The sequence below is a fragment of the Streptomyces sp. NPDC054783 genome (assembly GCF_053611725.1).
In genome coordinates this window covers 75,002-89,253 of record NZ_JBSHAY010000023.1, presented here as the reverse complement: position 1 = coordinate 89,253, position 14,252 = coordinate 75,002, and the positions used below count along the sequence as shown (strand labels likewise).

General features: G+C 68.6%; 13 protein-coding genes and 1 pseudogene. 8 read left to right on the top strand and 6 right to left on the bottom strand.

The window, feature by feature from the left end; genetic code table 11:
* Positions 1-501: 501 nt before the first annotated feature.
* Entirely contained in the window at positions 502-1,251 is a 750-nt protein-coding gene (locus ACWGJ5_RS32065; RefSeq protein ID WP_453313126.1) for a glucose 1-dehydrogenase, read from the bottom strand.
* Positions 1,252-1,614: 363 nt separating this feature from the next.
* Between ACWGJ5_RS32065 and ACWGJ5_RS32060 the strand changes: the two genes are divergently transcribed.
* Both ACWGJ5_RS32060 and ACWGJ5_RS32055 read left to right on the top strand, forming a co-directional pair.
* Positions 1,615-2,202, top strand: coding sequence for a TetR/AcrR family transcriptional regulator (locus ACWGJ5_RS32060; RefSeq protein WP_453313125.1), 588 nt, complete (start codon positions 1,615-1,617; stop codon positions 2,200-2,202).
* A 603-nt stretch (positions 2,203-2,805) separates the two neighbouring features.
* Positions 2,806-3,249: a VOC family protein gene (locus ACWGJ5_RS32055; RefSeq protein WP_453313124.1), complete on the top strand. Its 444-nt coding sequence runs from the start codon at positions 2,806-2,808 to the stop codon at positions 3,247-3,249.
* A gap of 170 nt (positions 3,250-3,419) precedes the next feature.
* Here ACWGJ5_RS32055 and ACWGJ5_RS32050 read toward each other — a convergent pair whose 3' ends face one another.
* Positions 3,420-4,247: an alpha/beta fold hydrolase gene (locus tag ACWGJ5_RS32050; protein WP_453313123.1), complete on the bottom strand. Its 828-nt coding sequence runs from the start codon at positions 4,245-4,247 to the stop codon at positions 3,420-3,422.
* A gap of 363 nt (positions 4,248-4,610) precedes the next feature.
* On the opposite strand from ACWGJ5_RS32050, the gene ACWGJ5_RS32045 reads away from it, so the two are divergent.
* A complete protein-coding gene (locus ACWGJ5_RS32045; RefSeq protein ID WP_453313122.1) occupies positions 4,611-6,098 on the top strand; it encodes an FAD-dependent monooxygenase in 1,488 nt (495 codons plus the stop codon).
* Positions 6,099-6,279: 181 nt separating this feature from the next.
* On the opposite strand, the pseudogene ACWGJ5_RS32040 reads toward ACWGJ5_RS32045, so the two are convergent.
* A pseudogene (locus tag ACWGJ5_RS32040) lies at positions 6,280-6,716 on the bottom strand (DUF6461 domain-containing protein); the annotation flags it as partial.
* Positions 6,717-6,729: 13 nt separating this feature from the next.
* Here ACWGJ5_RS32040 and ACWGJ5_RS32035 point away from each other — a divergent pair.
* Entirely contained in the window at positions 6,730-7,623 is an 894-nt protein-coding gene (locus tag ACWGJ5_RS32035) for a phosphorothioated DNA-binding restriction endonuclease (RefSeq protein WP_453313121.1), read from the top strand.
* Between the two features lie 72 nt (positions 7,624-7,695).
* On the opposite strand, the gene ACWGJ5_RS32030 is transcribed toward ACWGJ5_RS32035, so the two are convergent.
* Positions 7,696-9,279 carry an MFS transporter gene (locus ACWGJ5_RS32030; protein ID WP_453313120.1) on the bottom strand — a complete coding sequence of 528 codons (1,584 nt, stop codon included), beginning with the start codon at positions 9,277-9,279 and terminating at the stop codon, positions 7,696-7,698.
* A 12-nt stretch (positions 9,280-9,291) separates the two neighbouring features.
* On the bottom strand, positions 9,292-9,990 hold the full coding sequence (locus tag ACWGJ5_RS32025) for an SDR family oxidoreductase (RefSeq protein WP_453313119.1): 699 nt from the start codon (positions 9,988-9,990) through the stop codon (positions 9,292-9,294).
* 108 nt (positions 9,991-10,098) lie between these two features.
* On the opposite strand from ACWGJ5_RS32025, the gene ACWGJ5_RS32020 reads away from it, so the two are divergent.
* Both ACWGJ5_RS32020 and ACWGJ5_RS32015 read left to right on the top strand, forming a co-directional pair.
* Complete coding sequence (locus ACWGJ5_RS32020) at positions 10,099-10,605, top strand: winged helix-turn-helix transcriptional regulator (protein ID WP_453313118.1); 507 nt, start codon at positions 10,099-10,101, stop codon at positions 10,603-10,605.
* A gap of 139 nt (positions 10,606-10,744) precedes the next feature.
* A complete protein-coding gene (locus ACWGJ5_RS32015; RefSeq protein ID WP_453313117.1) occupies positions 10,745-11,332 on the top strand; it encodes an ATP-binding protein in 588 nt (195 codons plus the stop codon).
* Here the strand turns inward: ACWGJ5_RS32015 and ACWGJ5_RS32010 are convergent, their stop codons facing one another.
* A complete protein-coding gene (locus ACWGJ5_RS32010) occupies positions 11,333-11,905 on the bottom strand; it encodes a TetR family transcriptional regulator C-terminal domain-containing protein (RefSeq protein ID WP_453313116.1) in 573 nt (190 codons plus the stop codon). It lies immediately after the preceding gene.
* Positions 11,906-12,115: 210 nt separating this feature from the next.
* On the opposite strand from ACWGJ5_RS32010, the gene ACWGJ5_RS32005 reads away from it, so the two are divergent.
* Both ACWGJ5_RS32005 and ACWGJ5_RS32000 read left to right on the top strand, forming a co-directional pair.
* Positions 12,116-13,132, top strand: a complete 1,017-nt coding sequence (locus tag ACWGJ5_RS32005; protein WP_453313115.1) for an alcohol dehydrogenase catalytic domain-containing protein — start codon at positions 12,116-12,118, stop codon at positions 13,130-13,132.
* Positions 13,133-13,205: 73 nt separating this feature from the next.
* The gene (locus ACWGJ5_RS32000) at positions 13,206-14,249 is read left to right on the top strand and encodes an SLAC1 family transporter (protein ID WP_453313114.1); all 1,044 of its coding nucleotides are present in this window, start codon (positions 13,206-13,208) and stop codon (positions 14,247-14,249) included.
* Positions 14,250-14,252: the final 3 nt, after the last annotated feature.

Sequence of the window (14,252 nt, the reverse complement as noted above, 5' to 3'; positions counted from 1 at the left end):
GCTCTGCTCGCGCGCGGGTGGCGGCCGCGGACGAGGTCAGCGGTGGTGATCCGACTCGCACGGACCATAGGAATGGGGCCCGGCCGTTCACGGCCGGGCCCCACTCATGTCGCTTACGCCGGTGCCGGCGCCCAGAAGCACACGTCGTTCCTATGGCCGCAGCGACGGAGGGACTCGAGGTATTTCGTGCCCTGAGATGCCCTACCGGAGAGGCCCCATGTCTTCTGGCGCTTCCGACGGCTGTATGAACTCGGTGGCTGCGGCGGCACGCACGGTCGTCGGCGCCGCCGCTGGCCAAAACCGCCGGGCGACGGTGCTCTGCTGATCATCTGTGTGTACGGCGTCCGACTCCACGCCCTCAGCCGATTCCGGGGGTCGCCGTGTGCCCGCACACCGGCGGGGCTGCGCTCGCCCGAAGGTTCGGTGTGACTACCGGTGTGACCGCGACGCGGTCACACTCTTGTCTTCGCTGGGACGGGCAAGCGCATCGTCTTGCGGCGCTCAGATCTGGTTGAGTCCGCCATCGACGAACAGCTCGGATCCGGTGACGAAGCTGCTCTCATTGCTGGCGAGGAACAGTGCGGCGGCTGCGGCCTCGTCCGGGTGCCCCATCCGGCCCAGCGGTATCTGGCTGGCGAAGGCGTCCCTCATCTTCGCGGCCTGGTCGGCGTCCGCGGCCAGGCCGGTGATGCCCGGGGTGACGATCGGGCCGGGCACCAGGGTGTTCACTCGGATTGCGCGGCCGCTGAGTTCGTTGGCCCAGGTGCGGGAGAAGGAGCGGACCGCGGCCTTGGACGCGGCGTACACGCCGAAGGCGGCGCCACCTGAGGTGGCAGCAGTCGATCCGGTCAGGATCACCGAGGCGCCGTCGTTGAGCAGCGGAATTGCCTTCTGAACGGTGAAGAGCATGCCTCGCACGTTGATGTTGAAGGTGGCGTCGAAGCGCTCCTCGGTGACCTGCTCAAGCGCGGCGAACTCACCGCCGCCCGCGTTGGCGAACAGTACGTCGATGGACCGGCCCCGCTCGGCGACAGCCGCGTAGAGGCGGTCGATGTCCGCGAGGTTCGCAACGTCGCCCCGGACGGCGGTGGCTTCCCCACCGATCTCGGCCAGCGCGGCGTCGAGAGCCTCCTGCCGACGGCCGATGATGAACACGTGCGCGCCCTCACGCGCGAATCGCTTGGCTGTGGCCAGTCCGATTCCGCTGTTGCCTCCGGTGACGACTGCTGTCTTCCCGTCAAGCTGTCCCATGATCGCTTATCCCTGTCCGATGCAAACGCCAAAAGTCGTGCACCATGTGTCGCTGCAGTGTTACAGCCCGGAGCGGACAGCCCCGGGCCACTTATGGACTGTACGGTAAAGAACCACGTTATGGACCGCTCGGGCAAAAACGTGACTGCATCCACACCGCCGAGCGGCGACGAGCCGGCCGACGCCGGTCCGCCCGCCGGGACGCTAGGACGCCGGGGCGCCGGGGCGCCGGGGCGCCGGGGCGCCGGGGGGAGCCGTGCGCCACACACCCCGCCACCACCCAGCCTGCCCCCCTGTGTGCCGCATGCAGCCGGGCGCTCACGATCTGGACCGATAGGTCAAGAAGGACGTATGCTGTTGAACATGGGACGACCGCGGAATTTCGACGAGAACCAGGTTCTGGAGTCTGCGCGCGAGCAGTTCTGGAATCAGGGGTACGCGGCTACGTCACTGCAGGACCTGACGGACGCCACCGGACTGGGCAAGGGGAGCCTGTACGGGGCCTTCGGCGACAAGCGGCAGCTGTTCCTACACGTGCTGGACGGCTACCGCGACGAACAGCTCAACGGCGTCCGGGCGGTCCTGACCGGGCCCGGTACAGCCTTCGAACGCCTGACCCTGCTCGTTGAGGGCGCGGCCAAGGGATTCACGGAGGACCCGCAGCGGCGCGGCTGCCTTCTGGTCAACAGCACGTCCGAGCTGCACAGCAATGATCCGGACGTCGTCTCCCGGGCCCGGAGCAGCTACCAAGCGGTCGAAGATCTTCTGATCGCCTGCGTGAAGGAAGCCCAGGACGAGGGGACGGTCGAACCGGGGGCGGACGCCCAGGAGGTCGGGCGGCTGCTCCTTGCCGTCATGCAGGGCATCGAGTTTCTCGCGAAGACCGGCATGGACGGCTCAGCTCTGCTGCAGATAAGCCAGGCCGCCCTCAAGCAGCTCTCCCGACACTGACCATCCTGCGGGCCAGCACCCTTCACAGGTGACGTGCCGACCGGCAGGGACCCGGGTGGGCCCGCCTGAGGCGGCTGCGAGCACGCGCATTACCTGCCCTCCGAGCACCCCCACGAGTGGCCCGGGCGCCCGCCCCAGCGCGGTTGACGGCCTGCCCCTTTCACCATGCCCTTGAGCAGGCACTCCGGCCGGGCGGCTGCGCCGTCGACTGCGCCGCAACGCGGGCCGGACGACGCTCCGGCAGCCGACGGCGCCGGCCCATTGCGCACGGGCCCTGACGGCAAAGTCTCCAGGCTACCCAAGTCCGCGCGGGACCTCGCTCGCGCCTCACTTCCGCACGCCGACGGCGATTCGCCAACTGGTGCATTGATCCACTGACTTCGCAATGCACCTGAAGAGGACACAAGTTCTTGACTGTACGGTCCATAAGGTCTACGTTTAACCTACGACTCGCGGATTCGCTATTGCAAGTAGACGTCGGGTCGGCGGCAGACGGGCACAGACTGTTCCGCTGCACGGCACAGAGAAGCCGGGCGGAATGCACGAGGGGTCTCGCGTGCCCCACCGCAAACGCCTGCACCCGCCCAACGAAAAGTGATCACCATGACCACCGCTGCCCAGCCGCCCTTCCCCTACAGCCTCCACAACGTGACGATTTCCGTCAGTGACCTCGATGCGTCGATCCAGTGGTGGAACCGGGTGTTCGGCCTCACCCTGCTGGCGAAGTCCCGCTTCGACGCCATCGGAGCGGACGTCGCCTTCCTGGAGGGCCCCGGGTTCCGGCTCGAGCTCCTTCAGCCCGCGGACGGTGTGCGGATCCCCGAACTGACGGCAGAGCCCCCCGCCCACATCCGCCCGATCGGCAACAAGGCCCTGGTCTTCCGCGTCGAGGACCTCGCCGACGTGACCCGCACCTTCCGTGACCTGGGCGTGACGACCGTCTGGGAGCAGATGGACCTCGGCGACGGCAGCATCTCGACCGCGATCCGCGACAACGACGGAAACCTCATCAACGTCTTCCAGCAGGGCGCAAGCCCGATCGGCTGACACGGCGAACCGATCGCCCAGGCTGCCGAGCCAGTTTCAGGCGCTCCGGACATGGTTGCCCGGGACATCTTTGAACCGTCCCTCCCGGGCGGCCAATTCACAGCGCCACTGGTCGGCAGTGTCCTGTGTTAACGGCAGCGCCGCCGTTGACCCAGGACCGGGGGACGACGCTAACTACGCGCGAACTCAAGCAGGTCTCTGTTGAAGATCTCGGCGTACTTGGGCACCATCGCAAGGCCATGAGGTGCGCCCTCGTAGACCTTGTACTGCGCGTCCTTGACGATCTTGGATGATTTGTGACCCGCGGAGACGATGGGCACGATCTGGTCGTCGTCGCCGTGCACGATCAGTGTCGGCACATCGACCTTCTTCAGGTCCTCGGTCGTGTCCGTCTCGGAGAACGCCTTGATGCAGTCGTAGGCGCCCTTGATCCCGACGGTCATGCTCCACAGCCAGAATTCGTCACGCGTTCCCTGGGAGACGGTCGAGCCCTCCCGGTTGGCACCGTAGAACGGGGCACTGAGGTCCTTGTAGTACTGCGAGCGGTCCGTGAGCACACCCTGGCGGATCTCGTCGAACACCTCGATCGGCAGGCCCTCGGGGTTGGCTTCCGTCTTCAGCATCAGCGGAGGGATGGCGCCGAGCAGGACCAGCTTGGCGACCCGTGCCGTGCCGTGCCGGCCGATGTAGCGGGTGACTTCGCCGCCGCCGGTGGAGTGCCCGACCAGGATGACGTCGTGCAGGTCTTCGGTTTCGATGACCGCGGCCAGGTCGTCGGCGTAGGTGTCGAGGTTGTTGCCGTCCCAGGGCTGACCGGAGCGTCCGCCGCCGCGTCGGTCGTGGGCGATGGCGCGGAATCCGTTGTCCACCATGAGCTTCATCTGGGGGTCCCAGGCGTCGGCCGTGAGCGGCCAGCCGTGGGAGAAGACGACGGGTTGGCCCGAGCCCCAGTCCTTGTAGAAGATCTGCGTGCCGTCCTCGGCGGTGGCGAAGGGCATGGTTGCGCTCCTCTCGATGTCCGCTCGCGGGCCCCTTACGTCACGCCCTCCGGGGATGTGACGGGAAAGCGGCGCCGCACGAGGTCAACATAATTGCGGGGCAGCGATTCAGCGCGTCTGGAAACACCGCTTCGGTACGAGTGGGACGGCCGTTGCCTGACAGGCGAGGAAGTGGTCTGTCTCGTACGGTGGTCCTTACATGCCGCGGGCACATCCACGGTCAGGAGAATTCACCGGTTACGCCACTCGAGTGAACTCCCGGGCACAGTCACCCACCCGCCCTGGACATCACCACCGGTGGCGGGCGGCAGCCAGGAGATCACCCGTCGTTCTACTCGTTGTGTGGCACGCGGAGGACAGAGTATGGGATCCGACGTTGATGTGCTGGTCGTCGGTGCTGGTCCAGCGGGGTTGCTGCTCGCAGGTGACCTGGCCGAGGCCGGAGTGCGCTGCACCGTCGTGGAACGGCGAGAGGGGGAATCCCAGCTGACCCGCGCATTCGCCGTTCACGCCCGAACGATGGAGCAACTGGACGCCCGGGGCCTTGCCGACGACCTGCTGATGACCGGCCTGCGCAACCCGATCCTGCAATTCCTGCGGATCGATCTCTCGCACCTGCCTACGCGATACCCTCACGTACTCGTGACGCCCCAGTACAACACCGAGCGTCTGCTCCTGGCCCGCGCCCTGGAACACGGCGTCAACATCATGCGAGCGCATGAAGTGACCGGCGTCCAGCAAGACCCCACCGGTGTCGACGTCACCGTGAAGACACCAGCTGGCACTGAACAGAGCCTGCGCGCGGACTACGTCGTCGGCGCGGACGGACGGAACAGCTGCGTACGCCAGTCCCTCGGCCTCCCGTTCCCCGGCCGCTCCGCCGTTCGCTCCATGATGCTCGCAGACGTCCGCATGGCCGACCCGCCGAAGAAGCCGCCCACCGTGGCGGCAATCGGAGACGCCTTCGCCATCGTCGTCCCGTTCGGCGACGGCTGGTTCAGGGTCATGGCATGGAATCGCCACCACCCCATGCCCGACAACGCATCGGTCGACCTGGAGGAAATCAAAGACGTCGCACGCCAGGCGCTCGGCAGCGACTTCGGCATGCACGACCCCCGCTGGCTCTCCCGATTCCACAGTGACGAACGCCAGTCCCCCCGCTACCGGGTAGGCCGGGTGTTCCTCGTCGGCGACGCCGCCCACGTCCACTCCCCCGCCGGCGGCATGGGCCTCAACACCAGCATCCAGGACTCCGCGAACCTGAGCTGGAAACTCGCGGCCGTTCAGCGCGGCCGCGCACCAGACACTCTGCTCGACAGCTACCAGAACGAACGCCACCCGGTGGGACACCGGGTCCTGCGGATGAGCGGCGCACTGCTCCGCGGCGTCCTCACCACACCACGGGCACTGTGCGGCCTCCGTGACCTCTCAGCGCGTACGGTGCTGCAAACCCCGCCAGTGGCCCGACGACTGGCCAAGGCGATCTCGGGAATCGACATCTCCTACACCGCACCGGCCGGCGCACACCCCCTCGTCGGCAAGCGGGCACCTGACATCCCCCTCACCGACGGACGCAGACTCTACGAAGCCCTCCGCAAGCGACGGTTCGTCCTCGTCACACCGTCCGACACCGACCGCCTCCCCTCACTCATCACAGAGTGGACCGACGAGGTCGAGATCGTGTCCCCGAAGGGCGCCACCAAGAAATGCGTTCTGGTCAGACCAGACGCCTACATCGCATGGGCCATCTCAGACGAGTCACCAGAACATCGCATCACCGCGGCCCGCCGAGCACTGACCGAATGGTGCGGCACACAGGGCACCAGCTCCGTCGCCTCTTCACCGCGTTAGGATCCGTCTTCGCACGGGTCTCGTTTTGAGCAGGAACGACGCAAAGGAGACCGCCGCTTCGCAGGAAGTGGCGGTCTTCCTGTCACGCTGGCCGCATCGGCCGCTCTCGCCTCAGCAGTCGCAGACCGACCCACCCTTAAGGGCAGCGGGTGCCCGGGGGCACCCTCCACGCGCTCGTTCGCTACTCACCCGTCTCGTGTTCCGGACGGTCCGTGGCGAGAGGCTCGTTGTAGGTGACCACGACCGGCGCGTTCGCCTCCGCCCGTGCGCGGTCGGAAGCCGCCGCGATCTCCTCGTAGGTCCATTCCCTGTACGGACGCTCTCCGTGGGCATCGGTGATGTCGATGACCAGGCCGGTCCACTCCTCAGCGAGCCGTTCGGGGACGAGCCCCAGTTCGTACGTGGCGTCCTGAAGGAGGGATTCGCGCGTATGCCTGTGAGTCTCTCGGCCAGAGCGAGGTCCGCCGCCTTCCCGTCGACGGCCGGGGCGTTCTCGTCGTGCTCTCCCTCTGAAGTCAGGGGGAAGCCGACTTCCCGCAACAAAGGAACCAGTTCATCGGGGCTGCTGCCATCACGCGACGAGGGGCCCTCAAACGTCGTACGGAGCTCACCGTCCTCACGATCAGCGGCCATGGACTGGCTGGAGCGGACCGCGAAGCTGAGACAGTGGACCAGGAGCGGAACCCGCGCTCCGCACAAGCCGCTGCTGCTTCTGTACGCCCTCGGCCGGTTCCAGGAGGACGCCGACGGCGGCCTGCGCTACACCGCCGTGGAGCAGGACCTGCAGCGTCTGCTGGCCGAGTACGGCCCCCCGAACAGGACGACGCCCGCCTACCCCTTCCACCACCTGGTCAGCGACGGCGTGTGGGAAGTGCGCACCGATCGGGGGCCCGGCAGTCCCGGAAGCGGGGTCCGGGACCTCCGGGAGGCGGGTGCCACCGGGCAGCTCGCGCCGGGCTTGAGAGCAGCGCTGCGACGCGAACCGCAACTGCTCGGCAGGATCGCTCGGTTGCTGCTCGACCTGCACTTCCCGCCCTCCCTCCATGGCGAGCTGTGCGAAGCCGTCGGCCTGGAACTGGAGCCGGCACAGACCGAGCAGCGCTCGGCGCCACGCAGGCAGCGGGACCCTCGGATGCGGGAGCTGGTGCTGACCGCCTACGAGTACCGGTGCGCCTTTTGCGGTTACGACGGCAGGATCGGCGCCGTGCCGGTCGGACTGGAGGCCGCCCACGTGCGCTGGTGGGCGTTCGGCGGTCCCGACGAGACCGAGAACGGGCTGTGCCTGTGCTCACTGCACCACAAGCTCTTCGACAAGGGCGTCCTCGGGGTGGGAGACGGTCATCGCATCCTGGTCTCACAGCGCTTCATCGGCCACAGCCCCGCTGCCCGCGAGCACGTCGTAGTCCTCGCGGGCCGCCCACTCATCGGCCCACAGCCCGGCGCGCGCCCTGTCTCGGCCGCTCACCGCGACTGGCACGCCCGCCAGGTCTTCCACGGCGAGCCACGCCCTGCCACGGCAGCCTGACCGCCACTGCCTCGTCGGCATCGCTGCACAGGCGAACCCACGGTTCTCGGAGTCGCTCCTGGAAACTACGCGTCAGTTCGTCGTGACGGGGGTGTGGTGCGGTCGGTTGTGCACCAGAAGGGCTGACGCGAGGGCCGCGCACAGGAATACGGCGGCGATGACGATCACGCCGGCGTGGACGCCGGAGGTGAAGGCGTCGCCGATCGCGGCGGTCACGTTCGGCGGGGCCGCTCGGTGGCCACCGCTGCCGGTGGAGACGGCGTGCTCGATGGCGGGCCAGGCTGCTCGGGGTACATGGTGCGCGCCGAGCCGGGTCGGCAGTTGGGACTGCAGCCGGCTGGCGAGCAGTGCGCCGAGGAGGGAGGAGCCGGTGACGGATCCGATCTGGCGGAAGGCGTTGACGGCTCCGGAAGCCATGCCGGCGTGTTCGTGGGAGACGCTGACCAGGGCTGCAGCGGTGCTCGGCGCGGCCACCATCCCGCTCGCGGCTCCGAAGAGCACGTACAGCCACCACACCCTCGCATAGGGGGTGGTCGGATCCAGCGTGATGAATCCGGCCGTGGCGGCGGCTCCGATGAGGAAGCCGAGGGTCAGTGGGAGCTTGAAGCCGGTGCGGCGAATCACGCGTCCGGTCGCGTAGGCGACGATGACGTAGACACCGAAGAAGGCCAGCAGCCGCCATCCCACGCCCAGGGCCGACAGGTGCTGGACGCGTTCGTAGAAGAGCACCGACAGGATGGCCATTCCGGTGAAGCCGAACAGGGAGACGGCCCCGACGAACATGACGGCGCTGAACGACGCCGACCGGAAGAGGGTGATGTCCAGCATGGGTGTGCTGCCTGCGCGCTCGACGAGGACGAAACCGGTCAGGGCCGCGGCCGCGGTGATCCAGGCGACAAGGATGCGGGGGCTGGTGTAGCCGTCGTGGCCGCCTTCGATGAGGGCGTAGACGAGAGCGGCGATACCCAGGGCGGCCAGGACCTGGCCGGGGATGTCGAGCTTGCCGCCGGGGCCGCGCGATTCGGCGACGAAGACAGCGGCGGCCATGGTGACCACGGCGAGGACGGCGGTCGACAGGAAGACCGTGTTCCAGTGGAAGTGGTCCAGCAGTACGCCCGCGATCAGAGGGCCGACGGCGAGGCCGATGCCGGACGAGGCCGCCCAGGCGGTGACGACTTCGGTGCGCCGGTGGGGGTCGGGGAACGCGGCTCCCAGGACGGCCAGGCTGTTGGGCAGGATGAGAGCGCCGCCGAGGCCGGAGATGAACTGGCCGGCGATGACGCCTCCCGCTGAACCGGCGGTGTAGACGGTGAGCGACCCGATGATCATGACCGCGGCGCCGATGAGGAAGGTACGCCTGCGGCCGTAGAGGTTGCCGATGGTGCCCGCGGACATCACCAGACTGGCCACGACCAGGGTGTACGCGGAGGGGATCCAGACGAGGCCGGTCGGGGAGACGTGCAGGTCGTCCTGGATGGCCGACAGGGCCGACACCGAAGCGGTGATCAGCAGAAAGGTCGTCATGGCGCCCAGGCACATCGCGATGAGCGTGACGGCGGCGGCGAGCCGGGAGGGTTGGTTCGGGGAGGGCCGGACACCGGTCTGCCGGTCGGTCGACCTGAGTCGGCCCGGGGCGGGGGAAGGAGTGGAAGTCACGGTGTCCTCGTCTCAGCCGAGCTGCGGGTAAAGGGCGGCGACGCCACCGGAGAGGTCGGCCTGGACCTGTCGGCTGCGGTCGTCGACGACGATCTCGGCAGCTCCGGAGGCAAGGCCGTCGACGGCCGCGCGGGCGACGTCCGCCGGGTCGGTCTTGGGCCCGTCGACATGGCGGGCCATGTCGGTGTCCATGTAGCCGACGTGGAGTCCGGACACGGTGATGCCCCGGGGTGCGAGCTGCTGACGAACCGCGTTGGTCAGGCTCCACTCCGCGGCCTTGGCGGCGGCGTAGGCGCCGACGGCGGGAAAGCTGATCCACGACAGCGCGGACAGGATGTTGAGGATGGCGCCTCCGCCCTGGGACTCGATCACCGGCGCGAAAGCCCGGATCATGCCGAGGGTGCCCAGGTAGTGGGTCTCGGTCTCCAGACGGACGGCGTCCCAGCTACCGGTCAGCAGGTCGGCGCCCGTGGAACTGCCCGCGTTGTTGATCAGCACCGTGATGTCACGGGCCTCCTCGACAGCCGCGGCGACGGAGGCGGGGTCGGTGACGTCGAGCCGTATCGCTTTCACACCGGGCAGATCGATCTGGTCCGGCCGGCGGGCCGCCCCGTACACCGTGGCACCGCGCGCGACCAGTTCCTGGGTCAGTGCCCTGCCGAGCCCGCGGTTGGCCCCAGTGACCAGGACCGTTGCTGTGCTGATGTCCATGATTCCTCCCTCGGGATGCACACACCCCAGCTGACTTACGATTTCAGAAGTCAGCTACGAAGGTATAGACTGACTTTGCTTGAGGCAAGCCAGGTGAAGGGTGGAGAGATGAAGGATCTGCTGGAGGAACGGGACGCCTGGTCCATGGCCAACTGCTCGATCGCCCGCACTCTGGAAATCGTCGGCAACAGAACAGCGCTGCTGATCATGCGCGAGGCGTTCTTCGGCACATCCCGGTTCGACGACTTCGCCAAGCGTGTGGGCATCGGCGAACCCGCCGCCGCGGCGCGACTGAAAGAACTGACCGCCGCCGGCCTCCTGGAGCGCGTCCCCTATCAGGAGCCCGGCCAGCGGACCCGGTACGCCTATCAACTGACCCAGAAGGGGCAGGACTTCCGGGCCGTCATCGTGGCGCTGCGACAGTGGGGCGACACCTGGGCCGCCGACGAACAAGGGCCCCCCGTGGTCGTGCGCCACGAGAATTGCGGCGCCCCGGTGCACGCGGTGCTCCGCTGCGACGACGGCCACGACGTGCAGCTCGGGGACTCGTTCGTCGCCGCGGGCCCGGGTCTCATTCACGTCAGCCCGGACAGCCCTGAACCCAGCGGCGGCTGAAACGCCCGGCAGGACGATTCCACCGCAGAAGTGGCCCGCCCCCGCCATCACCGACCGGCACGCCACACCGACAACACGTGCCCGCCCCCCACGAACTTCCACGTGTCCGGAACATCGAAGAATGCCCTGATCACGACCTGTGCGACGACGCCCTGTACCGGCTGCGCGTCGATGTCCCGCCCGGCGACGCCATCCCCCTTCTCGCCCGCACCCACCCCTCCCCCGCCGACCGCGTCACCACCTGGCCGCTGAACCCACAGCCCACCGCTCCGGCCGTCACACGGCGGCCCGCCCGGCACCGACTTGCGCCTGGGGCGCGGACGAGGACACCGTCTGCGACACCCAGGAAATCGTCAGCGAGCTGGTCACCAACGCACTGCGGTACGGCGCCCCACCCGTACGACTGCGCGTGATCAATGACCGGACCCTCACCTGCAAGGTCCAGGACCGCGGCATCTCCGCCCCGCGGCTGCACCACGCCCGGTCGGTCGACGAGGGCGGCCGCGGCCTGTTCATCTGCACCCAGCTCGCACAGAACTGGGGATCCGCTCCACCGACGACGGGAAGACGGTCCGGACCGAGCAAGCCCTCCCCCCACAGCACCCATGGGCCCCTGCGACGACGAGTCGTGCACCGAGGCGCTCAGGCTCGCCCGCGCCTGCCTTGCGGGTCGGCGGAGCCTTGGCGTGGGTGGCAGCGACTGCGAGTCTTCAGCTACCGGCCGTGATCAGCGCAGGAGGACGCCGAAGACCATGCGGAAGAAGGCGTCGACGGGAGCGGAGGACTTGTCGGCCCGGGCCGCGATCAGCGTGCCCTCCCAGGCGCTGAGGATGAACAGTGCGGCCTCCTCGACGTCGAGAGCGGCGTCCAGCTCGCCCGCCTCCCTGGCTTCGGTGAGCACCCGCCGAATGTGCGCGGCCCACCGCTGCAAGCCGCCCTGGACGGCGGAGCGGATCTCCTCGGAGTGGTCCGCCAGCTCGGCGCCGAAGTTGCCCACCAGGCATCCGCGGGCGAAGCCGTTGTCGACCGTGTCCGCCCCCAGGAACTCGAAGTGCGCCCGAAGCCGCTCCAGCGCAGGGCGTCCGGGCGTGTCGAGCAGGTCGAACCGCAACCCGGCGGCGTAGCGGCTCAGTGCCTCGAGGGCGCTCTCCTCCTTGCTGGCGAAATGGTTGTAGAACGAGCCCTTGGGAGCCCCGGCCGCCGACGTGATGTCGCTGATGCCCGTGGCATTGAAGCCCCGCGTGCGGAACTGCTCCAGGGCTGCCTGCGCGATCTCCTCGCGCTTGGACGCGCGTGCCATCCTCATCACCACCTCGGGGTCAATATGTCCGGTCGCCTTGGCTCGGGTCAAACCCGCGTCACGGCGGAGGCGGGCTCCGCCGGGGTGCCCGTGGTTCGACTCTCGGACCTGCTTGACTAATTTTAAAGTGACCGGTCATATTTAACCAGTCCCCGCCCCAAGCCCTCGGCCCTCCCCATGTCGGCAGAGGCAGCACCAAGGAGATGCGTCATGTCCGCGTACCGAGCATTCGAGGCCACCGGCGTCCACCAGCTCCGGCTCGTCGAGCGCGAGCTGGTCGACCCGGAGCCCGGGCACGTCCGGCTCAGGGTGGAGGCGTGCGGTGTCTGCCACTCCGACGTGCTGGCGGTGGAGGGACTGCGCCCCGACCCGTCACGCCCCGTCGTTCCCGGCCACGAGATCGTCGGTGTGATCGATGCCGTGGGCGCGGGTGTCACCGCCTGGCGGCCCGGCGACCGCGTCGGCGTCGGCTTCCTGAACGGGCACTGCTGGCAGTGCGAACCGTGCCGCCGGGGCGACTTCGTCAACTGCCTGAACCAGGAACAGACCGGAACGACCGTCGACGGCGGATACGCGGAGGTGACCTACGCCCGCGCGAGCGGACTGGTGCGCATCCCCGACGGCATGCCCGCCGTCGAAGCGGCGCCGCTGCTGTGCGCCGGACTGACCACCTTCACCGCGCTCCAGCAGGCCCCCACCCGCGCGGGCGCCCTGGTCGCCGTGCAGGGGATCGGCGGGCTGGGCCACCTGGCCCTGCAGTACGCCCGCAGCCTCGGACACCGCGTGGCCGCCATTGCCCGCGGCCAGGAGAAGGAGACACTCGCCAGAGAACTCGGCGCCCACGAGTACATCGACAGCACCTGCACCGACCCCGGCACGGCGCTGGCCGACCTGGGCGGCGCATCGCTCATCGTCGCCACCGCATCCAGCGGTACGTCCATGAACCCCCTGGTTGGCGGACTGGCCCCGGGCGGCAGCCTGGTCGTGGTCGGCGCCGCCCCCGACCCGCTGACGGTGTCCACGGCCGACCTGATCTTCGGTACCCGCCGCATCGTCGGCAGCCTGACCGGATCGTCGATCCAGAACGAGGACAACCTCGCCTTCACCCTCGCCCACGGCATCCGCCCCTCCACCGAGATCATGCCCTTCACCCACGCCATGGACGCGTACGAGCGGATGCTCTCGGGCAAGGCACGATTCCGCGTCGTCCTGGACATGGACGCCTGACCACGCCACGGCCTGCGCCGCAGGGCAGGCCAGTCCATGCCCGCGCCCTTGGCAGTACCCTCGAGGTTTCCCCATGACCGACATGGTCGACACGACAGAGCACACCAGCACGGCCCCGCGCGGCAGCGGGCCTGCGCATCCAGCCGACGGCATCGTCTCCGACGTCAACGGTCCCCATGCGACCCGCGCCGCACGGATCGGGCTGCTGTCCGTCTCCCTCGGCACAGCCGGTCTCGGCGGAGCATGGCAGGCAGCGGCGACCACCGTCCCGGCGGCACCCCGAGTCAGCGACGCGCTGTTCATCGTCAGCGGACTGATCTGGCTGATGTTGCTGGCCCAGTACCTGCGCCATGGCGGGACCCGATGGCGCAACCTGCGCCACGACCTGCGTCATCCCGGCCAGGGCTTCACCCTTGGGTACGTCCCCATCATCGGCATGCTGATCGCAGGACACTTCTCGTCGTACGGGATCACAGGTTCACGATGGGCCTACGCCGTGTTCGTCACCGTGGCCGCCCTCATCGCCGCTCGCCTGCTCGCCCACTGGCTCACGGGTGCCCTGAGCGCAACCGTCCTGCATCCGGGCTACTTGCTGCCGATCTCCTCCGCACCGTTCGTGGCGAGTGCCGTCGCCTCCACGCTCAGGCTGCCCGGTGTCGCCGACGCCTCTTTCGCTGTGGGGCTGTTGTACTGGCTCGCCTTCGGCACCGTCATCCTCGGCAGCCTTGTCACCGGTGGCCCCCTGCCCGGGCCCGCCCGCCCGGCCCTCACCGTCCTGACCATCCCACCGGCGACCGGCGGAATCGCCTGGACCGCCGCTCACAAGGGCGTCTTCGACGCCGTCGGCTACGGCTTCGCCGGGACCCTGCTCTTCACCGTCCTCCTCGTCGTCTTCCTCCTCCCCGAGCTGAACCAGCCCTCGTTCCACCCGGGCCTGTGGATCTTCAGCTTCCCCATAGCGGCAAGCACCAATTTCGCCATCCGCTGGATCCACGCGTCCGCACTCCCCGGCGGGCCGGCCCTCACCGGCGTTCTCCTTGCCGGCGCGACCATGGCCCTGGGCCTGCTGGCCGCAGCCACCCTGCACCACCGCGCCCGGCGAACACTTCCCAGCTGACTT